This is a genomic window from Pseudomonas fluorescens, from assembly GCF_000967965.1.
Taxonomy (GTDB): Bacteria; Pseudomonadota; Gammaproteobacteria; order Pseudomonadales; family Pseudomonadaceae; genus Aquipseudomonas; species Aquipseudomonas grandcourensis.
The window spans coordinates 160,407-183,636 of the sequence record NZ_LACC01000011.1; the positions used below are offsets into that span (position 1 = coordinate 160,407).

Here is a 23,230-nt window from a genome sequence, read left to right on the forward strand (position 1 = left end):
CAAGCTTTGGACGTCGGTGAACGACTGCAATCCATCCGTAGGCTCAAAGGCCTTTCCCAGCGTGAGCTCGCCAAACGGGCGGGGGTCACCAACAGCACGATTTCGATGATCGAGAAGAACAGCGTCAGCCCCTCGATCAGTTCGCTGCGCAAGGTGTTGGGCGGGATTCCCATGTCCATGGTCGAGTTCTTTTCCGAAGAAATCCTGCAGGAAAAACCGACTCAGATCGTCTACAAAGCCAACGAGCTGATCGATATTTCCGATGGCGCGGTGACCATGAAACTGGTCGGTCGGGCGCACCCGAGCCGGGCGATCGCATTCCTCAATGAAATCTATCCGCCAGGCGCCGACACCGGTGACGAGATGCTCACCCATGAGGGCGAGGAAACCGGCATCCTGGTCGAAGGAAAACTGGAACTGGTGGTCGGACTCGAAACTTTTGTCCTCGAAGCCGGCGATAGCTACTACTTTGAAAGTACCAAGCCACACCGTTTCCGTAATCCGTTCGACGTGCCAGCGCGACTAATCAGCGCAGCCACGCCGGCGAATTTCTAAGAAAAGGGGCGTCCTGCCAGCATCGCAGAGGCGCCCAGGCTGTTTTTCCGTCGCGGCCTAAGACCCCTCCGACTTTGGGGTTGTTTCAGTGCGACGGGCTTACCGCTATACTTGCGCCCGCCTGCGAACCGTGGCCGTAGGCGTGACTAGCCACCATTGAGGGTGAACGCGTGAACCTAATTATGAAAATGCTGGCTGCACCAGCAACCGTATTGGCCCTTTGGGCTGTCAGTGTCAGCGCTCAAGCTGCGACCAACGACGATATCGCCAAACGCCTTGAGCCAGTCGGCCAGGTTTGTGTTCAGGGTAAAGAGTGCAAGGGCATGGAAGTGGCCACTGCCGCTGGCGGCGGTGGTGGTGCGAAAACCCCGGATGAAGTGATTGCAAAACATTGCAACGCTTGCCACGGTTCAGGCCTGTTGGGCGCGCCGAAAATCGGTGATGCCGCTGCCTGGAAAGACCGTGCCGATCACCAGGGCGGCCTCGACGGCATCCTGGCCAAAGCCATTACCGGTATCAACTCGATGCCGCCTAAAGGCACCTGCGCCGATTGCTCCGACGCCGAGCTCAAAGGCGCCATCCAGAAGATGTCCGGCTTGAAATAAGCCTGAGTCTTGCTGCTGAAAAGCCGCTTTCGAGCGGCTTTTTTGTGCCTGTGATTTAACCCGGGTGGCTGTTCATTGCAGCAAAGACACGGCAAGCTCGGTTCAAGCCCAAGTCATGGAACGTGAGGGAGGATCCGATGGTTCAGCTGTGCTCTATCGAACAGGCAGTCGATGACGTCTTGGCACGGTTGCCGGCGCATATCCACATGGGCCTGCCTCTGGGGTTGGGCAAACCCAATCACTTCGTCAACGCGCTGTATCAACGAATCGCACAGTCGCCCGAGCGACGGCTGACGATCTACACCGCGTTGTGCCTGGGGCGCCCACCCTTGGGCGATGGTTTGCAAAAGCGCTTTCTCGAACCCTTTGTCGAGCGGGTCTTCGGCGATTATCCGGAGCTGGAATTTCTCGCCGACCTGCGCCGCGACGGTCTACCGGGCAACATCCACGTCCAGCAGTTCTTCATGCAGCCTGGCAGCCTGCTCAACAGTGCCACGGCGCAACAGGATTACGTCAGCAGCAATTACAGCCATGCGGCGCGGGACATCAATGCCGCCGGGTTGAATCTGGTGGCGCAACTGGTGGCCAGCGAAGCCGAGCATCCCGACCGCTTGAGCCTGAGCTGCAACCCGGACATCACCCTCGACCTGTTGCCGATGATCGCCAAGCGCCGCGCCGCCGGAGAAACCATCCTGATGGTCGGCCAGGTGCACAACGATCTGCCCTACATGCCCGGCGATGCGGAACTCGGCATCGACACCTTTGACCTGCTGATCGATGAGAAGGACAACACCACGCTGTTTTCCACGCCGAACATGCCGGTGGGGTGTCAGGACCATTTCATCGGCCTGCACGCCAGCACCTTGGTGCGTGACGGCGGCACCTTGCAGATTGGTATCGGCTCCATGGGCGATGCGCTGACAGCGGCACTGCTGGCGCGGCAAGCAGACAACGACCGATACAGGGCTTTGCTGGCAGACGTAAACCTCAGTCAGTGGTCGCAACTGATCGAGCGCGAAGGCGGCATCGAACCCTTCGCCAAGGGCTTGTACGGTTGCAGCGAAATGTTCGTCAACGGCTTGCTGGTGCTGGCGGATGCCGGGATCGTGCGGCGCAAGGTTTATCCGGACGTGGCGACCCAACAGCAGGCGAATGCCGGCACCCTCGACGAAGCTGCGCAAACCGATGGCATCTCGGTGCACGGCGGATTCTTCCTCGGTCCGCGCAGCTACTACGAACGCTTGCGCGAGTTGCCGCAAAACAAGCGGCTCGAATTCAACATGACCCGCATCAGCTACATCAACGAGCTCTACGGCCAGGAAGAACTCAAGCGTTTGCAGCGCCTGGATGCGCGGTTCATCAACACTGCGTTCACCGTGACCTTGCTCGGTGCCGCGGTGGCGGATCAGCTCGAAGACGGACGTGTGCTCAGCGGCGTAGGCGGGCAATACAACTTCGTGGTTCAGGGGCATGCACTGGCAGGCGCGCGCTCGGTCTTGTTGCTGCGCAGTTGGCGCGAGTCTGGCGGCGATGTCAGCTCGAACATCGTCTGGGAATACGGTCACTGCACGATTCCCCGGCACTTGCGGGACATCGTGGTCACCGAATACGGCATCGCCGATCTTCGCGGCAAGACCGATGCGGCGGTGATCGAGGCCTTGCTCAATATCAGCGACTCGCGTTTTCAGCCGGGGTTGATCGAGCAGGCGCAGAAAGTCGGCAAACTACCCAAGGACTTCTGTCTCGATCCGCGCTTTACCGATAACAGTCCGCAGCGTTTACAGGCGATTCAGGCGCGGCATCCGCAGCTGTTTCCGGAGTATCCGTTGGGTTGCGATTTCACCGAGGTCGAGTGTGATCTGTTGCGGGCACTGAACTGGCTCAAGAGCAAGTTCAAGCTGAGCGAGGTGCTGGAGTTAGGCAAGGCGGCACTGGATGCGCCGGAGCCCGCGTCGTTCCCGGAGCATCTGCAGCGCATGCAACTGGCAAGCCCGGAGGGGATGAAGGAGGATTTGTATCAGCGCCTGCTGCTCACAGGCCTCAAGGCCACCGTGCAATAACTGCTCGCCCAAAAACAACTGTAGGAGTGAGCCTGCTCGCGATAGCGGTGTATCAGCCAATGACTATGTCGGCTGACACTATGCAATCGCGAGCAGGCTCGCTCCTACAGGGGTATTACTGTGTGGCTGCTTACTCGATAAAGGTCACAACACCATCGGCCAGCGACTTCACCCGGGCCAGGGACTCTACTCGATAACCCTGCGAGTCCAGTTCCGCACGGCCGCCCTGGAACGACTTCTCGATCACGATGCCCAGGCCCGCCACGGTGGCGCCAGCCTGCTTGATGATCGAAATCAGTGCCTGGGACGCCTTACCGTTGGCCAGGAAGTCATCGATGATCAGCACGCGGTCGCTGCTGGTCAGGTGGCGCGGGGAGATCGCCACGGTGCTTTCGGTCTGCTTGGTGAACGAGTACACGGTCGCCGACAGCAGGTTTTCGGTCAGGGTCAGGGACTGGTGCTTGCGGGCGAAAATCACCGGCACACCCAGGTTCAGACCGGTCATGATCGCCGGGGCGATGCCCGAGGCTTCGATGGTGACGATCTTGGTGATGCCCGAATCCTTGAACAGCGTGGCGAATTCGTCGCCGATCAGCTTCATCAGGGCTGGGTCGATCTGGTGGTTCAGAAAGGCGTCGACTTTCAGGACCTGGTCGGAAAGCACTATGCCTTCTTCGCGAATTTTCTTGTGCAGGGCTTCCATGAAGCTGTCCTCTGTTGGCGCCTTGTGCGCCCTAAGGTTTTAAAAAAGTGGTCAATTCTAGCGCTTTAACATCGCGCGTATATCCGCCAATGCATTGTTGCCGCGCACGGCTTTGACTTCGGTCGGTGTGTCGTCGTTGCCTTCCCAGGCCAGATCGTCCGGCGGCAACTCATCGAGGAAGCGGCTCGGTGCGCAATCGATGATCTCGCCGTACTGCTTGCGCTTGGCGGCGAAGGTGAAGGCCAGGGTCTGGCGCGCGCGGGTAATGCCCACGTAGGCCAGGCGACGTTCTTCTTCGATAGTGTCGGCTTCGATGCTGGAGCGGTGCGGGAGGATTTCCTCCTCCATGCCCATGATGAACACGTAGGGGAATTCCAGGCCCTTGGACGCATGCAAGGTCATCATCTGCACGCCTTCGGCGCCATCTTCCTCTTCCTGCTGACGCTCGAGCATGTCGCGCAGGACGAGTTTTCCGATGGCGTCCTCGACGGTCATTTCGCCTTCTTCGTCTTTTTCCAGGGTGTTCTTCAGCGCTTCAATCAGGAACCAGACGTTACCCATGCGGTAGTCGGCAGCCTTGTCGCTGGAGCTGTTGGTGCGCAGCCAGTTCTCGTAGTCGATGTCCATGACCATGCTGCGCAGGGCAGAGATCGGGTCTTCGCCGGCGCACTGCTCGCGGACCCTGTCCATGAAGCGCTTGAAGCGCGACAGGCGATCGGTGAAGCGGCTGTCCAGATGCTCGCCCAAACCCATCTCGTCGGTGGCAGCGTACATCGAGATCTTGCGTTCGGTGGCGTAGTTACCCAGCTTCTCCAGCGTGGTCGAACCGATCTCGCGGCGCGGCACGTTGATCACCCGCAGGAAGGCGTTGTCGTCGTCCGGGTTCACGATCAGGCGGAAGTAGGCCATCAGGTCTTTCACTTCCTGACGTCCGAAAAAGCTGTTGCCGCCGGACAGGCGATACGGCACTTGGTGATGCTGCAACTTCAGTTCGATCAGCTTGGCTTGGTAGTTACCGCGATACAGGATCGCGAAATCGCTGTACGGGCGGTCGGTGCGCAAGTGCAGGCTGAGGATTTCCATGGCCACGCGCTCGGCCTCGGCGTCTTCGTTGCGGCAACGGATCACGCGGATCTCGTCGCCGTGACCCATTTCACTCCACAGCTGCTTTTCGAATTCGTGGGGGTTGTTCGAGATCAGCACGTTGGCGCAGCGCAGGATGCGACTGGTGGAGCGGTAGTTCTGCTCCAGCATCACCACTTTCAAGGACGGGTAGTCTTCCTTGAGCAGCATCAGGTTTTCCGGGCGAGCGCCGCGCCAGGCATAGATCGACTGGTCATCGTCGCCCACCACGGTGAACTGGTTGCGCTTGCCGATGAGCATTTTCACCAGCAGGTACTGGCTGGCGTTGGTGTCCTGGTATTCGTCGACCAGCAGGTAACGCACCTTGTTCTGCCACTTTTCCAGGATGTCGGCGTGCTCCTCGAATAGCTTCACCGGCAGCAGGATCAGGTCGTCGAAGTCCACCGCGTTGAACGCCTTGAGCGTGCGCTGGTAGTGGGTGTAGACGATGGCAGCGGTCTGTTCCTTGGGGTTGCGCGCGTTTTCCAGGGCCTGGGCCGGCAGGATCAGGTCGTTTTTCCAGGCGCCGATCATGTTCTTGATCTCGTCGACGCCGTCGTCGCCCGAGTATTCCTTCTGCATGATGTCGGTCATCAGGGCCTTGACGTCGGTCTCGTCGAAGATCGAGAAGCCCGGTTTGTAGCCCAGCCGCACGTGTTCCTTGCGGATGATGTTCAGGCCCAGGTTGTGGAACGTGCAGACCGTCAGCCCGCGCCCTTCACCGGCACGCAGCAGGGTGCCGACCCGTTCCTTCATTTCGCGGGCGGCCTTGTTGGTAAAGGTCATGGCGACGATGTACTGGGCGCGAATGCCGCAGTTCTGGATCAGGTGCGCGATTTTGCGCGTGATCACGCTGGTCTTGCCGGAGCCAGCACCGGCGAGCACCAATAGAGGGCCGCCGACGTAGTTCACGGCTTCTTGCTGCCGGGGATTGAGTCGGGACATACGTAAATTCAGGAGTCAGTCACAAAATGGGCCGGCATTTTAACAGGCTCAGCGAATTGTGCTGCTCTGTCCGACTTGTGACGTAGCACGCTATCTGTAATTGCCGGTTTTGTTACTTTCACGCAGGATGCGCAACGAATTTGCGGCTAATGTTCGTAATTCCGGATACAAAGGGCTCGTTTTGCTCACTGATGTCATTGTCATTGGTCATCGGAACGGCATAATGCCCGTCGCCTACATCTTTGCAGAGTCTAGGGAGCTAGCTTGTCTACGCCTGTCGAACCCTTGCGTTTGCTGCTACTGGCCGAAGAGCCAGCGTGGGCAGCGTTGTTGCGCGAGTGTCTGGCTCCTATGGGGAGCTCGGCCGTGCTCATCAGCGCGCCGAGTTGGGAGTCGGTCAGCAGCCTGTTCGATGACAACCGCAGCGCGGTGTTATTGACCATCCCGCAACTTCAACCGGCGCCGGGCCGTTGCAGCCTGCCGACGGTGTTGTTGCTCGACCATGAGCCGCTGACCCCGCCCGACGGCGTGAGTGACTGGCTGGTGCGCGATTTGCTCGATCCCGGCATGTTGCGCCGTTGCCTGCGCCATGTGCGCGAACGCGGCGTCCTGGAAAACACTCTGCAACGCCTGGCCGAGCAAGATCCGCTGACCGGCATCGCCAACCGCCAGGGTTTCCAGACCCTGCTGACGGCGCGCCTGGCGGAAAACGACGGTCGCGGCCTGGCCCTCGGTCATCTCGATCTCGACAACTTCCGTTATGCCAACGACGCCCTCGGCCATCAGGCCGGTGACCGCCTGATCCTGCAAGTGGTGGCGCGGCTCAAAAACCAGCTTGAGGCCGGCGATCAACTGGCGCGCCTGGGCAGTGATGAATTCGCTCTGCTGATCGACACCCGTCGCGCTCCCCAGCGTGCCGAGTGGATGGCCGAGCGCATCAGCGAAGCACTGGCCGAGCCTTACTGGGTCGACGGCGAAAGCCTGTTGATCGGCTCCAGCCTGGGCATCGCCTACGCCCGGGCCCAGGCCAGTGCGGACCCGCTGATGTGGCATGCGCACATCGCCATGCAGCAGGCCAAAAGCACCCAGGGTTGCACCTTTCACATTTTCAACGAGCGCATCAACCGCAATGCCCGCAGCATCGCCGACCTCGAAACCGAGCTGCGCCGGGCGCTGCGTCGTGATGAGCTGGAGCTGCATTACCAGCCACGGCTGAACCTCGAAGACGGGCAGATCGTTGGCCTCGAAGCGTTGGTGCGCTGGCGGCATGCCGAGCGCGGCTTGCTGCCTCCGAGTGAGTTCGTGCCGCTGGCTGAGCAAAGCGGTCTGATTGTGCCGCTGGGCTACTGGGTGATTTCCCGGGCCTTGCGCGACATGCAGGCGCTGCTTGAGCTGGGTTTGCCGCCGTTGCACATGGCGATCAACCTGTCGTTCCGACAGTTCCAGGACAGCCAGCTGTTGTCGACCCTCAGTCGCCTGATTGCCGAGCGTGGTGTCGAGGCGCAGTGGCTGGAGTTCGAGCTGACCGAAACCGCCGTGATGCGTCGCAGCGATCTGGTCAAGCAGACCATGGATGCCCTCGGGCGCCTCGGCGTGCGCTTCTCCCTCGACGACTTCGGCACCGGGTTCTCGTCGTTCGTGCACCTCAACAGCCTGCCGATCACCTTGCTGAAGATCGACAAGAGCTTTGTCGGCGGTATGGAGCAGCGTGAGGAAAACCGCAAGCTGGTCCACGCGATGATCAACCTGGCGCACAACCTCAACCTCGAGGTGGTCGCAGAAGGCGTGGAAACGCCGGAGCAACTGGATCTGCTGCGCGGGTTTGAATGCGATCAGGTGCAGGGATATTTGATCAGCAAGCCATTGCCGCTGGCCGAGTTGGTGGAATATCTGACGTTTGGTTCCAGTCAGCAGCCGATGCTGGAAATCGTGAGCTGACGTGTACACCCCTGTGGAGCGGGCTTTTGTGGCGAGGGGGCTTGTCGGAACGCCGCACTGCCCCGTTGGGTCGCGAAGCGGCCCCTTATCCTGCAACCGAGCTCTGTCAGGTACATCGCATTTTCTGGCTTTGCGGTTGCTGCGCAACCGAACGGGGGCAAGCCCCCTCGCCACAGGGCTGCTCCCACAGGGGATCTCAGTCTGGCTGAGCGACCGTGAAGTCGTTCTGTTGCGTTGGCTCCCGTCGAATCATCCGCTTCATCTTCCACTCAAACCCCAGCGTCAGGCTCACCGCCGCGCACGCCAGCCCCAGCGCCAAGCCCCACCAGACACCCGTTGGCCCCCAATTCAGGTGGAACGCCATCCACCACGCTGCCGGTGCGCCAATCAGCCAGTAGCAACCCAGGCCGACGAGGAAAGTGGTCTTGGCATCCTTGAGTCCGCGAATGCAGCCCATGGCAATGGTTTGCACGCCGTCGAACAGCTCGAACCATGCCGCCACCGCCAACAGGCTCACGGCCAGGTTGATGACATCGCGAAACGCCGGGTCGTTGTGGTCGAGAAACAAACCGACCAATTGGTTCGGCAATAGCCAGAAGACCATGGCGAAACACAGCATCGCCGCCGCCCCGAACGCAATGCCGACCCGCCCGGCCAGCCGCGCATCCAGCAGTTGCCCGGCGCCGTAGTGCTGGCCGATGCGCATGGTGATCGCATAAGAAATCCCCGCCGGGACCATGAACGCCACCGAAACGATTTGCAGGGCAATCTGGTGCGCTCCCAGCTGAGTGCTACCCATGGTGCCCATGCACAGCGCGGCGAAGGCAAACAGCCCGACTTCCACCGCGTAGGTGCCGCCAATCGGCAGGCCCAGGCGCCACAGCTCCTTCAGGTACTGGCGGTTCAGCCGCGACAGGCCCTGGCGTAGCGGATAGGCCTCATAAGCCGGATGCCGACGAATGTGCCACGCCAGCGCAAGTGCCATCAGGTTGGCGACAATCGCCGTGACCAGCCCAATGCCCGTCAACCCCAGCTTCGGCAGGCCGAACATGCCGGTGATCAACGCGTAGTTGAGCAGGAAGTTGGCGACCGTACCGCCAAGGCTGATGACCATCACCGGCGTCGCACGGCCAATGGCGCTGGTGAACCCGCGCAGGGCCATGAAGCTCAGGTAGCCGGGCAGGGCGAACGGCAGGAAGATCAAAAATTGACCGGCCGCGTTGACGTTGGTTTCGGTCTGCCCGAATAGCAGCAAGACCGGTTTGAGGTTCCACAGCAGCAAACCGGCGGCCAGTGCCATCAGCCATGCCAGCCACAGCCCGGCCTGGGTCAGCCGGGTAGCCCCGACGATATCGCCGGCCCCCTGACGGATCGCCACCAAAGTGCCGACGGCCGCAATCACGCCGATGCAGAAAATCGACACGAACGAATAGGTCGCCGCACCGAGCCCGCCACCGGCCAGGGCCTCGGGACTCAGGCGCGCCATCATCAGGGTGTCGGTGAGGACCATCAGCATGTGCGCCAACTGCGAGGCAATCAGCGGCCCCGCCAGCCGCAGGATGGCCCAGAGTTCAGTACGTGCTGGATGCTGCATGGTCATCACGCTCGATTATCAAAGGGAACAGGAAAGCACCGATTCTCGGCGCTTTGCGCGGTTTGCACAAAGGGATAAAAAGGATGGGTAGCATGATTAAAACTCATGCTGGAGAGTTTCTGCTAGGGTAGGCGAACCCCGCACCAGGAGCTTTCCCAATGTCCCGTCGTCTTCCTCCCTTGTATGCCCTGCGCGCATTCGAAGCGGCGGCGCGGCACAGCTCGTTTACCCGTGCGGCCGAAGAGCTGTCGATTACCCAAAGTGCGGTCAGCCGACATATTCGTACGCTCGAAGAGCATTTTGCCTGCCGCTTGTTTCACCGCAGTGGCCGCAACCTGCAACTGACCGAGTCGGCCCGTTTGCTGTTGCCGGGCATTCGCGAAGGCTTCACCGCCCTTGAACGTGGCTGTAATACCTTGCGCGCCGAAGACGACATCCTGCGCATGAAGGCCCCGTCAACCCTGACCATGCGCTGGTTGCTGGCGCGCCTCAGTCGCTTCCGTCATCTGCAACCGGGCAACGAAGTGCAATTGACCAGTGCGTGGATGGACATCGATTCGGTGGATTTCAACGACGAGCCGTTCGACTGTGCGGTGTTGCTGGGCAATGGACATTTCCCCCCGGACTGGGAGGCGAGTTACCTGTTCCCCGAGGAATTGATCCCGGTGGGCGCCCCCAACCTGCTGAACGATCAGCCTTGGGATGTCACGCGTCTGGCCAATACCGAATTGCTGCACCCGACCCCGGACCGCCGCGACTGGCGCAACTGGCTGGAACGCATGGGGCTGGCTGATCAGGTATCACTCAAGGGCGGGCAGGTGTTCGATACCTTGGAGCTGGGCATGATCGCCGCCGCGCGGGGTTATGGCGTGTCCATGGGCGATCTGCTGATGGTGGCTGAGGACGTGGCCCAGGGGCGCCTGAGTTTGCCCTGGCCGACCGCCGTTGCCAGTGGCGAGTGCTATTACCTGGTATGGCCGAAAACCCGGCCCGGCGGCGAACGCATGCGCCGGCTCAGCGACTTTCTGCAAAATGAAGTCCGGTCCATGGAGTTGCCGGATGTCGTGCATCTGAGCTGAAACGATGAAGCCGCCGCAATGACGGCTTCAGGCAATCTCCCGGTGAATGACTCAAGTATTCAACTTCGCCGCTGAAAATTTGCTGATGGGACCTTCGTGCAGGTCCCTGTATTCCACTGCGGACTTGCGGCATCAGGTTGACCGGTTTCGTTGAGTCACTGCCGAAGTCGCCATCGCGAGCAGACTCGCGATGGCATCGACTCAAATCCGTTTGCCCCCCATCTACTGATCAATTGTCTTTCTTGGCATTTTTTCGACTTTTATGCTTGCTGAAACGTTTCATCATGTCTATAAAAATGGCACAACTCCAAGAAAGGCTATTTTCATGACACCGCTCAAACTCTTCGTTGCCCTCAGCGCACTGTCCGCTGCCTCCCAAGCCCTAGCCTGGGATTACGTCCTGCTCGACACCGAAAAAGCCGCCCAGAACTGGCAAATCACCAGCCAGCAACTCGGCGTAAAAACCGACAAACCTTTCAGCGTGACCCTGCGTACTTTGCACGGCGGTCGGCAGGAAGGCGTCAGCATCGTCGACATCGATAACGGCACGATGAAACTTTCGGTAGTTCCAACTCGCGGCATGAACGTCCTGCAGGCCTCGGTCGGTAACGTGCGCATGGGTTGGGATTCGCCAGTCAAGGAAGTGGTCAATCCGTCCTTCATCGAGCTCAACGGCCGTGGTGGCCTGGGCTGGCTGGAAGGCTTCAATGAACTGGTCACCCGCTGCGGCTACGAATGGGTCGGCCACCCCGGCATCGACAACGGCGAACTGCTGACCCTGCACGGTCGCGCTGCCAATATCCCGGCAAACAAAGTCACCCTGCACATCGATGAAAAACCGCCGTACGCCATCAGCCTGCGCGGCGAGCTGAAAGAGCAGGCTTTCAAGAAAGTCGACTTCTCGGTCGCGACCGAACTGGTCACCGAGCCCGGCAGCGTAGCGTTCGCCCTCAACGACACCCTGACCAACAACGGCGACTATCCGAAGGAATACCAGGCGCTGTATCACAGCAACTTCAGCACCCCATTCCTGGAACAGGGCGCCCGCTTCGCTGCGCCGGTGAAACAGGTGTCGCCGTTCAACGATAAAGCCAAAAGCGATTTGCCGGACTGGCAAACCTATCGCGCACCGACCAAGGACTACGACGAAACGGTTTACAACGTAGTGCCGTACGCCGATGCCAAGGGCGATACATTGACCGTCCTGCATAACAAGGCCGGCAGCCTGGGCGTCTCGGTCGGTTTCAACACTCAAACACTGCCCGTGTTCTCCCTGTGGAAAAACACCGATACCGAAGGGCAGGGCTATGTCACGGGGCTGGAGCCAGGCACGAGTTTTTCCTACAACCGCCGGTATCAGCGGCCACTGAACCTGGTGCCAATGATTGGGCCGAAGGAGCAGAAGCAGTTCCGCATCAGCTACGGCTTGCTGGCGGATAAGACCGCTGTGGATAAGGCGCTGAAGCAGGTGAGCGAGATTCAAGGTGGGCGGGAGACTGAGGTGCGGCAGACGCCGTTGGTTGACCTTACCAAGGGTTGATTTTCGCCCTCTTTCCGAAAAACCGCTCATTGGTCGAAAAAACACTTAGAAATGACGTTTTTCAAAACACTTACAAATTTGAGCTACTGGCTTGTTGGCCGATATTGCAGCGCTTCGGCCAAGTGCTCGCGTCTGATCTCATCGACTTGTTCAAGGTCCGCAAGAGTGCGCGCTACTTTGAGCAGTCGATGGGCCGCTCGCAGTGACAAGGTCAGTCGTTCACACGCTGTCTCCAGCCACGTTTCGTCTGTTGTGGATAACTTGCAGTGTCTGCGCAGGCCCGGCAAGTCGAGAAAGGCATTGGCACAGCCTTGGCGCTTTTGTTGCCGTTCTCGTGCATCGGCAACCAACTCGGCGGCGGTGGCAGTGTCCTCGCCGGGTTTTAACGCAGGATTCAATGCCGTGGCTTCGCGAGCAACCGTCAGGTGCAGATCAATACGATCCAGCAGTGGCCCCGACAGTTTGTTGCGATAGCGCTGAACCATGTCCGGCGTACAGGAACAACGGCCACTCGGTTCGCCAAGATATCCACAGGGGCAGGGATTCATCGCGGCGACCAGTTGAAAACGCGCCGGGAAGCGTACGCGGTCCTTGGCGCGGGAAATCACGATGTGGCCGGATTCCAGTGGTTCTCTCAACACCTCCAATACCTTGCGATCAAATTCCGGGAGTTCATCGAGGAACAGCACGCCATGGTGAGCGAGGGTGATTTCGCCCGGTTGTGGTTTCGAGCCACCGCCCACCAGTGCCGGTCCTGAGGCGGAATGGTGTGGTTGTCGGAAGGGTCGCTGTGGCCAGTGGCTCAGCGGTACGCAGCTGGCGACGGATTGAATCGCCGCGACCTCCAGTGCTTCGTTTTCGGCCAAGGGTGGCAACAGCCCTGGTAATCGGCTCGCCAGCAGTGTCTTGCCCGTACCTGGTGGCCCGCTGAACAGCAGGTTGTGCGCACCCGCTGCCGCAATCAGCAGCGCGCGTTTGGCTGCCATTTGCCCCTGAACTTCATTCAAATCAGGATAGGGTTTGCTGGCGTAGAGCAAACCATTGGAAACGTAAGGTTCGATGGGGGTGTGCCCATTGAAATGCGCCACCGCTTGCAGCAGATGGTCCACCGCGATGACCTTCAACCCCGACGCCAGGCAGGCCTCTTCGGCATTCGCCTGCGGCACCATCAACCAACGCCCGGCCTTGCGCGCCGCCAATGCCGCCGGCAGCACCCCGCGGACCGGCCGCACTGCGCCGGAAAGCGCCAGCTCCCCCAGGCACTCCACGTCATCCAGTGTCAACGTCGGCACTTGCACGCTGGCCGAGAGAATCCCGAGGGCAATCGCCAGATCGAACCGTCCGCCATCCTTGGGCAAATCCGCCGGCGCCAGATTCAACGTGATCCGTCGCGCCGGAAATTGCAGTCCCGAATTGATGATCGCACTGCGCACCCGATCCTTGCTTTCCTTCACCGCCGCCTCGGGCAAGCCGACCATGGTCAGCGATGGCAAACCATTGGCCAGATGGACTTCTACAGTAACGGCAGGCGCCTCCACGCCGACCTGGGCGCGGCTGTGGACGATGGAGAGGGACATGATCGTTCCTTGAGCTAAACGGGGACCGCTTCCTGCGGGTTTTTGAAGGGTAGACGCGGGGTGAGGATCTGGCGTTGGAAACAGGCCGGGAAATGTTCGCCGGATGTTGCGAGGTCATATCCACTGCTGTTCGAAAACAAAAAAACCGCCCAAAAGGCGGTTTTTCATTCGTGCATACGGTGTTTATTCGGTCGGCGGATTCAGCTTCGCTTCCAGCTCCGCCACCTTCGCCTCAAGGCTCTCCAGTCGCGCCCGTGTGCGCGCCAATACAACCATCTGGCTATCGAACTCTTCCCGACTCACCAGATCCAGTTTGCTGAAGCCACTTTGCAGCAACATTTTGAACTGGCTTTCGATTTCAGCTTTCGGCAGAGGCGTGTCGCCGCTGAAGAGGCGGGAGGCAGTGCCGGTGAGGGCGTCGAGGAAGTCTTTTGGCGCAAGCATGGGCAATGTCCTGGAAACAATGACGGGCAGTGTATCACGCAGTGTCTATAGTCATTTGCGCGGGCAAGGGATGCACGCTTTTCGCGCATGGGGACGGACGGTGTTGCACCGTTATTGTGCGTAACCCGGCGAGTGTTGCTGCGATATGGCGGACATCTGTCGGCAAAAGATTGAAAACTATGAGTTTTGTGGAGATGGCAAGGTTTCTGCTTAGATGGTGATGACCCATGCACTGATGCAGTCACTGTGACGAACGAAGTGCGCCAAGCGAAGCGGGGGAGTGTTTCGTGAGGGGCGTCGGACGGGCAGGTCAGGGCCGACGATGCGTTACAAAGCCAGGCACTGCGCTTAGACTTGAGTCGGGTTTGTTTTCCTGGGGCAAGTCCACCAATTCGGGAGAGAGTTTTCATGAAGCTAGTCACTGCCATCATCAAGCCGTTCAAGTTGGACGACGTACGCGAGTCGCTGTCCGAGATCGGCGTGCAGGGCATTACCGTCACTGAAGTCAAAGGCTTTGGTCGGCAGAAGGGTCACACCGAGCTGTATCGCGGCGCGGAATACGTGGTCGATTTCCTGCCCAAGGTGAAGATCGACGTCGCCATCGACGATAAGGATCTGGACCGGGTAATCGAGGCCATCACCAAGGCGGCCAACACCGGCAAGATCGGTGACGGCAAGATCTTCGTGGTCAATCTGGAACAGGCGATTCGCATCCGTACCGGCGAAACCGATACCGACGCAATCTAAGCCGCCACAAACCCAACGCCCCAGGAGAAAACAATATGACTCTGCGTAAATTCGCAGGGCTAGGAGCCCTGTTGTCCATCGTAATGCCCAGCCTTGCTCTGGCGGCAGACGAAGTGGCGGCCCCAGTCCTCAACTCCGGCGACACCGCCTGGATGATGACCTCGACAGCCTTGGTGCTGTTCATGACCATTCCCGGCCTCGCGCTGTTCTACGGCGGCATGGTTCGGTCGAAAAACATTCTTTCCGTGATGATGCAGTGCTTCGCCATTACCGGTCTGATCAGCGTCCTGTGGGTCATTTATGGCTACAGCATCGCGTTCGACACCACGGGCATGGAGCAGGGCGTCATCAACTTCAACTCGTTCTTCGGCGGCATGGGCAAGGCGTTCCTCGCCGGCATCACGCCAGCCAGCCTGACCGGCCCTGCGGCGCTGTTCCCCGAGGCGGTGTTCGTCACCTTCCAGATGACCTTCGCGATCATCACCCCGGCGTTGATCGTCGGCGCGTTCGCCGAGCGGATGAAGTTCTCCGCGATGTTGGTCTTCATGGGCGTGTGGTTCACCCTGGTTTACGCGCCGATTGCGCACATGGTCTGGTCCGGTAACGGCGGTCTGTTGTGGGACTGGGGAGTTCTGGACTTCGCCGGCGGCACCGTGGTGCATATCAACGCCGGTGTGGCTGGTCTGGTTGCCTGCCTGGTGCTGGGCAAGCGTAAAGGCTTCCCGACCACGCCGATGGCGCCGCACAACCTCGGTTACACCCTGATGGGCGCGGCCATGCTGTGGGTCGGCTGGTTCGGTTTCAACGCCGGTTCCGCCGCTGCGGCCAACGGCACCGCCGGTATGGCGATGCTGGTAACTCAGATTGCTACCGCCGCTGCTGCACTGGGCTGGATGTTTGCCGAGTGGCTCACCCACGGCAAACCTAGTGCACTGGGCATTGCTTCGGGCGTGGTTGCCGGTCTGGTGGCAATCACCCCGGCTGCCGGCACCGTTGGCCCGATGGGCGCACTGGTAATCGGTCTGGCGGCTGGTGTGGTGTGCTTCTTCTGCGCCACCACCCTCAAGCGCAAGCTCGGCTATGACGACTCCCTGGACGCCTTCGGCGTGCACGGTATCGGCGGTATCCTCGGCGCAATCCTGACCGGTGTGTTCGCTGCTCCGTCCCTGGGTGGCTTCGGCACCGTGACCGACATCGCCGCACAAGTGTGGATTCAGTGCAAAGGCGTGGGCTTCACGGTGATCTACACCGCGATCGCTACATACATCATCCTCAAGGTGCTGGATGCGGTCATGGGCCTGCGTATCAACGAAGAAGAAGAGGCGGTCGGCATCGATCTGGCGCTTCACAACGAACGCGGCTACAACTTGTAAGCAGGCGCGTAAAAAAACTGCCCGGCTTGCCGGGCATTTTTTTGTCTGGAATTTGTCATTAAGGACTGAGCTGAAAGGTTTTTTCCTACAGGTTTTACGATGTTTACGTCGGGTGTTTTTGTGCCGCCAAAGGCTTACAGGATTGAAGGAATATTAGGGCCTTTGTTTTTTCCCAGAGCGCGCTAGAATGCGCCCCGAACGTGCGGAGAACAGTATGTGGCAACAGACTCTGATTACCTTGCGGGCGAGGCCCCGGGGCTTTCATCTGGTAACGGACGAGTTACTCGCCGGCCTGCCTGAACTCAAGGCGTGTCGGGTCGGTCTGTTGCATTTGTGGCTGCAGCATACCTCGGCGTCGTTGACCATCAACGAGAACGCCGATCCGGCGGTACGTCGCGACTTCGAACGATTTTTCAATCGTCTGATCCCACAAGGAACAGACGGCTATGAGCATAACGACGAAGGCCTGGACGACCTCCCGGCGCACTTCAAGGCCTGCGTGCTTGGCTGTCAGCTCAGTTTGCCGATTTCGGCAGGCCGGTTGGCGTTGGGGACCTGGCAAGGCGTTTATCTGGGCGAGCACCGTGATCATGGCGGTGCCCGTAAAGTCCTCGCCACCGTACACGGTGAAGAGGCATAGCCGCTGGTCAGCAGCGGCTGTTGAATTTTTTCCTGCAGCCTTCGACAGAGGGCAAAGCTGGGCTATAACTAATCTGCTTTTCGCAAGTCATGAGGTAGAACATGAGCGACGATGATCTGGAAAACGACGACCTCGAAGTAGGCGACGACGACGAAACCGAAGAAGGTCTGGAAGCAGCGGCGGAAGACGTCGCTGAAGACGACGGCGGTGATGCGCCGGTTCCGGCCGCCAAAGGCAAGGCCAAGGCAGCGGTATCGGTCGATGAACTGCCGAGTGTCGAAGCCAAGAACAAGGAACGCGATGCTCTCGCGCGGGCCATGGAGGAGTTTTTGGCCAAAGGTGGCAAGGTGCAGGAAGTGGAGGCCAATGTGGTCGCCGATCCGCCCAAGAAACCGGACAACAAGTACGGCAGCCGGCCTATCTGAGCCTGCTACCCGCTTGCTGAAAAAGCCCGCCGTCGCTGCGGGCTTTTTCATGTCTGAAACAAAAATTTGAAACCTGTGGTGATCCCTGTGGGAGCGAGCTTGCTCCGGGCGGCGATCCGACGATGGCGGAGTGTCAGGCAACATTTATTTTGAATGTTAAGCCCTCATCGTGAGCAGGCTCGCACACAGGTTCTGTGTCAGGCCGAGGCCTTGTTCCAACTCGCCAGCAACGCCGGCAAATCGGTCAGGCTGCGAATCTCCGCATCCGGCAGTCGTTCGGCTTCCCAGACCTTGCCCGCCGGATTGAACCAAATTGCCCGCATTCCCGCCTGCTGCGCACCGGCAATGTCATCGCCTGGATGATCGCCAATGTGCACCGCCGATTCAGCGGTCACGCCACCGCGCTGCAAGGCTTCCTGGAACAATCTCGCGTCGGGTTTGGCGATGCCTATGTCTTCGGCGCACAGCGCAAACTTGAAGTAATCCGCCAGGCCCAACCGACGCACATCGGCGTTGCCATTGGTGACCACGCCGAGGGCGTAATGGTTGGCGAGGATTTCCAGGGTCGGTTCAACCTCTGGAAACACTTCGATCTGATGCCGAGCATGCAGAAACACTTCAAAGCTCTTGTCCGCGAGGTCCGAGGCCTCGTCATGCCCATAACCGGACTCTTCCAGTGCATGGAACAGCACCCGTCGACGCAGGGCGCTGATGCGGTGCTTGAGGCCAGGCTCGTTGCTCAATACGCGCTCGCGAATAGCCCACAGATGCTCCACCGGCACCGCCCCAAGATTGGGCGCGTGCTCGGTCAGCCATTCACGCAAAACGGCTTCGGCGCTGACGATGACGGGGGCGGTGTCCCACAAGGTGTCGTCGAGGTCGAAGGTGATCAACTGAATGCTCATGAATCGTCGCCCTTAATGCGTTTGGCCCGTGGGTGGGTGCTGTCGTAGACCGTGGCCAGGTGCTGGAAGTCCAGGTGGGTGTAGATCTGCGTGGTCTTGATGTCCGAGTGGCCGAGCAGTTCCTGCACTGCGCGCAGGTCCTGGGAGGATTCCAGCAAATGGCTGGCGAAGGAGTGCCGCAACATGTGCGGATGCAGGTTCTGCCCCAGTTCGCGCTCGCCGGCAGCCTTGACCCGCACCTGGATCGCCCGGGGGCCGAGGCGGCGGCCTTGCTGGCTGACAAACACCGCATCGTCCGCCGGGTTGGCCATGGCCCGCAATGGCAGCCACTGCTCCAGCGCTTCGCGGGCCTTCTTGCCTACCGGTAGCAGGCGGGTCTTGCTGCCTTTACCGAGCACCTGGACCATGCCGTCGGCCAGGTCCAATTGATCGAGATTGAGCCCCGTCAGCTCCGATAGCCGCAGCCCGGAGGAATAGAACAGCTCGAGAATCGCCTGGTCCCGTCGAGCGAGAAAATCATCTTCGACCCCGCCTTCAAGCAGTTGCAGGGCGCGGTCGGTATCGAGGGTTTTCGGCAGACGGCGTTCGCCTTTGGGCGGCGCGAGGCCATTGGCAGGATCGTGGTCGCACAGGCCTTCGCGGTTCAGGTAGTGATAGAGCCCGCGAACGGCCGACAGCAATCTCGCCAGGCTGCGGGACGATTGACCCTGGGCATGCAGACGGGCAACCAGACTGCGCAAGCGCTGGATGTCCAGCGCCGTCCAGCTGCCGATGTTCTGTTTGACGCACCAGCCCAGCACTTTATCGAGGTCGCGGCGGTAGGCCGACAGCGTGTGCGGCGACACCTGCCGCTCACTGCGCAGGTGTTCGCAGTAAGCGTCCAGTTGTCGTTCCATGTTCAGCGTACCGAGCGCAGGGAGTTGTTGACCCGTGGCAGCACGCGACCCATGACTTCAGCGATGTAGCTCAGGAACAAGGTGCCCACCGAGCTTTTGTAGTGCTGCGGATCACGGCTGGCGATGGCCAGGATGCCGTGGATGCCCTGGTGGCTGATGGCGACGACGGCGGTGGAGCCGATCTGCTTGCGCTGCTCTTCGCCGAACAGGAAGTCCAGTTCATGCTCGCGCAGGCTGCCGCTGACGCTTTTGTCTTCCGAGAGCAAACCGCCGATGGCCACTTGTGCTTCGGCGTGGGTGACCCAGCGGCCCACCGGCATGGCGTTGTCGCCGAGCAGAATGAGACTGACGAAGGGCACCTGGAATTCCTGGCGCAGGCTGTCTTCGACGCACATCACCACGTCTTCCAGGCTGGCGGCATCCATCAGCGCGAGGATCAGGCGACGGGTCTTTTCGAACAGCCGGTCGTTGTCCCGGGCCACGTCCATCAAATGCGACAGGCGATGACGCAGTTCAATGTTGCGGTCGCGCAGGATGGTCATCTGACGCTCCACCAGCGACACGGTATCGCCGCGTCGATGGGGAATACGCAGGGACGGGAGCAGTTCTTCGTGCTCGACGAAGAAGTCCGGATGAGCCTCCAGGTACGCGGCTACAGCCGCCGCCTCCAGGCTTTCGGCCGGTGATTCGTCAGCTTGTCGTGCGGGTACCTGAGGCTTGTCGGTCATGGATTTCGCTCACTCAAAGACGCACTTGTCCTTCATATACGCGCACTGCCGGGCCGGTCATCATCACCGGTTGGCCAGGGCCTGCCCATTCGATGGACAAGCGCCCGCCAGGCAGGTCGATCAATAGCGGCGAATCCATCCACCCCTGGCTGATCGCGGCCACTGCGGCGGCACAGGCGCCGGTTCCGCAAGCCTGGGTTTCCCCGGCTCCACGCTCCCAGACGCGCAACTGCGCGCGGCTCCGGTCGATGACCTGGAGAAAACCGACATTGACCCGTGCCGGGAAGCGCGGGTGATGTTCGATTTTCGGCCCCAGTTCATGCACCGGCGCGTTGTTGATATCGCTGACCCGCAGCACGGCATGGGGGTTGCCCATGGACACGGCGGCCAGATCGACCGGGGTGCCGTCGACGTCGACCTGATAACTCTTGGCCTGCTCCGGTGCCTGGAACGGAATATCCGCCGGCACCAGGCGCGGGGCGCCCATGTTGACGCTGATCTGGCCGTCGTTACGCACGTCGAGCTCGATGACGCCGCTTTTGGTCTCGACGCGAATCAGCCGTTTTGCGGTCAGGCGCTTGTCGAGCACGAAGCGGGCGAAGCAGCGCGCACCGTTGCCGCACTGTTCCACTTCGGAACCGTCGGAGTTGAAGATCCGATAGCGGAAGTCCACGTCCGGGTTGCTCGGCGCCTCGACGATCAGCAACTGGTCGAAACCGATGCCGGTGTGCCGGTCGCCCCATTGCTTGGCGTGCTTGGGCAGAATGTGCGCGTGCTGGCTGACCAGGTCGAGGACCATGAAATCATTGCCCAGTCCGTGCATCTTGGTAAAACGCAGCAGCATGGTTTTACTCCGGCAGCAGGCTTTCGCCAGCAAACAACTCGGCTACCGTTTCACGGCGACGCACTTCAAATGCCTGATCACCGTCCACCAACACTTCCGCGGTACGGCCGCGGGTGTTGTAGTTGGAGCTCATGACAAACCCGTAGGCACCGGCCGAATGCACGGCCAGCAGGTCGCCTTCTTCCAGCGCCAGCTGACGATCCTTGGCCAGGAAGTCGCCGGTCTCGCAGATCGGGCCGACGATGTCGTAGGCGCGGGCAGCTGAGGTACGCGGACGCACGGCCGTGACGTCCATCCAGGCCTGATACAGCGCCGGGCGGATCAGGTCGTTCATGGCCGCATCGACGATGGCGAAGTCTTTGTGTTCGGTGTGCTTGAGGTACTCGACCTGGGTCAGCAGTACACCGGCGTTGGCCACGATGAAGCGGCCCGGCTCGAACACCAGCGCCAGGTCGCGACCGTCGAGACGCTCGCGCACGGCTTTGATGTAGTCGGCAGCCAGTGGCGGCTCTTCATCGCGATAACGCACGCCCAGGCCACCACCGAGATCGATGTAACGCAGGTAGATGCCGCAATCGCTCAGGCGGTCGACCAGGCCCAGCAGGCGGTCGAGGGCGTCGATGAATGGCGGCAGGGTGGTCAGTTGTGAGCCGATGTGGCAATCGACGCCGACCACTTCCAGGTTTGGCAGCTGCGCGGCACGCACGTACACGTCTTCGGCATCGGCAATGGCGATGCCGAACTTGTTCTCTTTGAGACCGGTGGAAATGTACGGGTGGGTGCCGGCATCGACGTCCGGGTTCACGCGCAGCGAAATCGGCGCGCGAACGCCCAGTTCGGCGGCGACCACCTGCAGGCGTTCCAGCTCGTCGGTGGATTCGACGTTGAAGCAGTGCACGCCGACTTCCAGGGCGCGACGCATGTCGTCACGGGTCTTGCCGACACCGGAGAACACGATCTTGTCGGCGCTGCCGCCAGCGGCCAGTACACGTTCCAGCTCACCACGGGAGACGATGTCGAAACCGGCGCCCAGACGCGCCAGGACATTCAGTACGCCCAGGTTGGAGTTGGCCTTTACAGCAAAACACACCAGGTGCGGCATGCCGGCCAGTGCATCGGCGTAAGCCAGGTATTGGGCTTCGATGTGCGCGCGCGAGTAAACGTAGGTCGGTGTACCAAAGCGCTCGGCGATGGCAGACAGGGCAACACCTTCCGCGAACAGTTCACCGTCACGGTAGTTAAAAGCGTCCATGAGGTTCCCTTATTATTGGTAGACGTCGTGCTTGTGTGCTTTGGAAGCAGGCTGCTGCTGCGACGACTTGGCTTGCTCGACAGGGTCCTGGTCTTCATCGGGCAGGTACAGCGGGCCTTTTTGACCGCAGGCCGACACAAGACAGGCAACCGCGAGGAGCGCAGCAAGGGAAGAGATCAGGCGCTTCATGGCGAAATCCTTGAAAATGCATTAATTGCGCCGGAGTATACCGGCCACCCGGCAGCTTGCCTATGCAACGGACCGCCCGTCCGGCGGGGCTTGGCCGCAAGCACATCGAACCCTGTGGGAGCGGGCTTGCCCGCGATGAGGCCATAACAGACGCATTGATGTTGAATGTGAGGCCGCCATCGCGAGCAAGCTCGCTCCCACAGGTAGGCAACTGGGCGTTATCCTTTGCAATCGACGGGGCTCGGTCGTATCTTGCGGCGCTTGAGCCTGATCAGACACTTTTTGAGGTTGCCGTAATGAGTTTGTCCGAAGCGCGTTTCCATGACCTTGTCGATGCCACCCAGCAAACCCTGGAGGACATCTTTGACGAGAGCGACCTGGATATCGACCTCGAGAGCTCGGCCGGTGTGCTGACCGTCAAGTTCGAGAACGGCAGCCAGTTGATCTTCAGTCGCCAGGAGCCGCTGCGTCAGCTTTGGCTGGCGGCGGTTTCCGGTGGTTTTCACTTCGACTACGACGAAGAAAGCGAGCGCTGGATGTGCGACAAGAGCGAAGAACAGCTGGGTGAAATGCTTGAGCGTATCGTCCAGCAGCAGGCCGGTGTCGAGCTCGATTTCGAAGGCCTGTGAGATCGTGACCCAGCCTGCGCCTGTCCGTGCGCCCAAGCCGCTCTACAGCAACGTCAGCCCGGCGGTGCCATCGCCCTGCAGCGGTGTGTGCCGGCTGGATGAGCAGAAAGTCTGCCTGGGCTGCTTTCGTCACGTCGAAGATATTCGTGAGTGGCGTTCGGCAGATGATCAGCGTCGGCGGGTGATTTGCGCCGAGGCTGCCCACCGCAAATCCTTGGCATAAGGGCTTTTGTGGCGAGGGAGCTTGCTCCCGCTCGGTTGCGGAGCAGCCGCATGCTTTTTTAGGGGCGCTTCGCACCCCAGCGGGAGCAAGCTCCCTCGCCACAGAGGTAAAGCGACCTCAAATGGCGTGACTTGTATATTTTTTGAGCTGTGATAGTGTCCGGAAACGCCTCAACCCATCGAGGCTTATGAAAACCCCGCCTTTTTCTGGCGGGGTT

At 60.3% G+C, this 23,230-nt stretch carries 23 protein-coding genes; 12 read left to right on the forward strand and 11 right to left on the reverse strand.

From position 1 onward, the window contains the following. The first annotated feature begins 6 nt into the window (after positions 1-6). The 3 genes from VC35_RS07755 to VC35_RS07765 all read left to right on the forward strand — a co-directional run bounded on the left by VC35_RS07755 (position 7) and on the right by VC35_RS07765 (position 3,220). Positions 7-555: a cupin domain-containing protein gene (locus VC35_RS07755; protein WP_008023455.1), complete on the forward strand. Its 549-nt coding sequence runs from the start codon at positions 7-9 to the stop codon at positions 553-555. A 182-nt stretch (positions 556-737) separates the two neighbouring features. Next, the gene (locus VC35_RS07760; RefSeq protein ID WP_046038983.1) at positions 738-1,160 is read left to right on the forward strand and encodes a c-type cytochrome; all 423 of its coding nucleotides are present in this window, start codon (positions 738-740) and stop codon (positions 1,158-1,160) included. A gap of 137 nt (positions 1,161-1,297) precedes the next feature. After that, positions 1,298-3,220, forward strand: a complete 1,923-nt coding sequence (locus tag VC35_RS07765; protein WP_046038984.1) for an acetyl-CoA hydrolase/transferase C-terminal domain-containing protein — start codon at positions 1,298-1,300, stop codon at positions 3,218-3,220. Positions 3,221-3,350: 130 nt separating this feature from the next. Here the strand turns inward: VC35_RS07765 and VC35_RS07770 are convergent, their stop codons facing one another. Together VC35_RS07770 and rep are read right to left on the reverse strand one after the other, a co-directional pair. Then, positions 3,351-3,923, reverse strand: a complete 573-nt coding sequence (locus tag VC35_RS07770) for a xanthine phosphoribosyltransferase (RefSeq protein ID WP_046038985.1) — start codon at positions 3,921-3,923, stop codon at positions 3,351-3,353. A 57-nt stretch (positions 3,924-3,980) separates the two neighbouring features. Continuing rightward, on the reverse strand, positions 3,981-5,990 hold the full coding sequence (rep, locus tag VC35_RS07775) for a DNA helicase Rep (RefSeq protein WP_046038986.1): 2,010 nt from the start codon (positions 5,988-5,990) through the stop codon (positions 3,981-3,983). Between the two features lie 264 nt (positions 5,991-6,254). Here rep and VC35_RS07780 point away from each other — a divergent pair, with 264 nt between their 5' ends. Beyond that, positions 6,255-7,928 (forward strand): putative bifunctional diguanylate cyclase/phosphodiesterase, encoded by a 1,674-nt coding sequence (locus tag VC35_RS07780; RefSeq protein ID WP_046038987.1) that lies wholly within the window; start codon positions 6,255-6,257, stop codon positions 7,926-7,928. A 196-nt stretch (positions 7,929-8,124) separates the two neighbouring features. Here the strand turns inward: VC35_RS07780 and VC35_RS07785 are convergent, their stop codons facing one another. Next, positions 8,125-9,522: a NorM family multidrug efflux MATE transporter gene (locus tag VC35_RS07785; protein WP_046039539.1), complete on the reverse strand. Its 1,398-nt coding sequence runs from the start codon at positions 9,520-9,522 to the stop codon at positions 8,125-8,127. A 158-nt stretch (positions 9,523-9,680) separates the two neighbouring features. On the opposite strand from VC35_RS07785, the gene VC35_RS07790 reads away from it, so the two are divergent. Continuing rightward, a complete protein-coding gene (locus VC35_RS07790) occupies positions 9,681-10,601 on the forward strand; it encodes a LysR substrate-binding domain-containing protein (RefSeq protein ID WP_046038988.1) in 921 nt (306 codons plus the stop codon). A 325-nt stretch (positions 10,602-10,926) separates the two neighbouring features. Beyond that, the gene (locus VC35_RS07795) at positions 10,927-12,141 is read left to right on the forward strand and encodes an aldose 1-epimerase family protein (RefSeq protein ID WP_046038990.1); all 1,215 of its coding nucleotides are present in this window, start codon (positions 10,927-10,929) and stop codon (positions 12,139-12,141) included. An 83-nt stretch (positions 12,142-12,224) separates the two neighbouring features. Here the strand turns inward: VC35_RS07795 and VC35_RS07800 are convergent, their stop codons facing one another. Continuing rightward, entirely contained in the window at positions 12,225-13,718 is a 1,494-nt protein-coding gene (locus tag VC35_RS07800) for a YifB family Mg chelatase-like AAA ATPase (protein ID WP_046038992.1), read from the reverse strand. A gap of 183 nt (positions 13,719-13,901) precedes the next feature. Further along, complete coding sequence (locus VC35_RS07805; RefSeq protein WP_046038993.1) at positions 13,902-14,162, reverse strand: accessory factor UbiK family protein; 261 nt, start codon at positions 14,160-14,162, stop codon at positions 13,902-13,904. 408 nt (positions 14,163-14,570) lie between these two features. Between VC35_RS07805 and glnK the strand changes: the two genes are divergently transcribed. The 4 genes from glnK to sutA all read left to right on the forward strand — a co-directional run bounded on the left by glnK (position 14,571) and on the right by sutA (position 17,347). Next, positions 14,571-14,909 (forward strand): P-II family nitrogen regulator, encoded by a 339-nt coding sequence (glnK, locus tag VC35_RS07810; RefSeq protein WP_002555808.1) that lies wholly within the window; start codon positions 14,571-14,573, stop codon positions 14,907-14,909. A 35-nt stretch (positions 14,910-14,944) separates the two neighbouring features. Continuing rightward, complete coding sequence (locus VC35_RS07815; RefSeq protein ID WP_046038994.1) at positions 14,945-16,282, forward strand: ammonium transporter; 1,338 nt, start codon at positions 14,945-14,947, stop codon at positions 16,280-16,282. A 214-nt stretch (positions 16,283-16,496) separates the two neighbouring features. Next, positions 16,497-16,922, forward strand: a complete 426-nt coding sequence (locus tag VC35_RS07820; RefSeq protein ID WP_046038995.1) for a secondary thiamine-phosphate synthase enzyme YjbQ — start codon at positions 16,497-16,499, stop codon at positions 16,920-16,922. 101 nt (positions 16,923-17,023) lie between these two features. After that, complete coding sequence (gene sutA / locus VC35_RS07825) at positions 17,024-17,347, forward strand: transcriptional regulator SutA (RefSeq protein WP_046038997.1); 324 nt, start codon at positions 17,024-17,026, stop codon at positions 17,345-17,347. 197 nt (positions 17,348-17,544) lie between these two features. Here the strand turns inward: sutA and VC35_RS07830 are convergent, their stop codons facing one another. From VC35_RS07830 to lptM, 6 genes are read right to left on the reverse strand one after another with little or no spacing between them, the layout of a single operon-like run. Continuing rightward, positions 17,545-18,252 carry an HAD family hydrolase gene (locus tag VC35_RS07830; RefSeq protein WP_046038999.1) on the reverse strand — a complete coding sequence of 236 codons (708 nt, stop codon included), beginning with the start codon at positions 18,250-18,252 and terminating at the stop codon, positions 17,545-17,547. After that, positions 18,249-19,148 (reverse strand): tyrosine recombinase XerC, encoded by a 900-nt coding sequence (gene xerC, locus VC35_RS07835; protein WP_046039000.1) that lies wholly within the window; start codon positions 19,146-19,148, stop codon positions 18,249-18,251. Before xerC ends, VC35_RS07830 begins: the two co-directional genes overlap by 4 nt. Positions 19,149-19,150: 2 nt before the next feature. After that, positions 19,151-19,876, reverse strand: coding sequence for a DUF484 family protein (locus VC35_RS07840; protein WP_046039002.1), 726 nt, complete (start codon positions 19,874-19,876; stop codon positions 19,151-19,153). A 13-nt stretch (positions 19,877-19,889) separates the two neighbouring features. Continuing rightward, entirely contained in the window at positions 19,890-20,720 is an 831-nt protein-coding gene (gene dapF / locus VC35_RS07845) for a diaminopimelate epimerase (RefSeq protein WP_046039004.1), read from the reverse strand. A 4-nt stretch (positions 20,721-20,724) separates the two neighbouring features. Continuing rightward, positions 20,725-21,972 carry a diaminopimelate decarboxylase gene (gene lysA / locus VC35_RS07850; RefSeq protein ID WP_046039005.1) on the reverse strand — a complete coding sequence of 416 codons (1,248 nt, stop codon included), beginning with the start codon at positions 21,970-21,972 and terminating at the stop codon, positions 20,725-20,727. A gap of 12 nt (positions 21,973-21,984) precedes the next feature. After that, the gene (gene lptM, locus VC35_RS28720) at positions 21,985-22,161 is read right to left on the reverse strand and encodes an LPS translocon maturation chaperone LptM (RefSeq protein ID WP_007980804.1); all 177 of its coding nucleotides are present in this window, start codon (positions 22,159-22,161) and stop codon (positions 21,985-21,987) included. Between the two features lie 296 nt (positions 22,162-22,457). Between lptM and cyaY the strand changes: the two genes are divergently transcribed. Further along, on the forward strand, positions 22,458-22,790 hold the full coding sequence (cyaY, locus tag VC35_RS07860) for an iron donor protein CyaY (protein WP_008050853.1): 333 nt from the start codon (positions 22,458-22,460) through the stop codon (positions 22,788-22,790). A gap of 4 nt (positions 22,791-22,794) precedes the next feature. Beyond that, complete coding sequence (locus tag VC35_RS28730) at positions 22,795-23,013, forward strand: DUF1289 domain-containing protein (RefSeq protein ID WP_080925278.1); 219 nt, start codon at positions 22,795-22,797, stop codon at positions 23,011-23,013. Positions 23,014-23,230 lie beyond the last annotated feature (217 nt).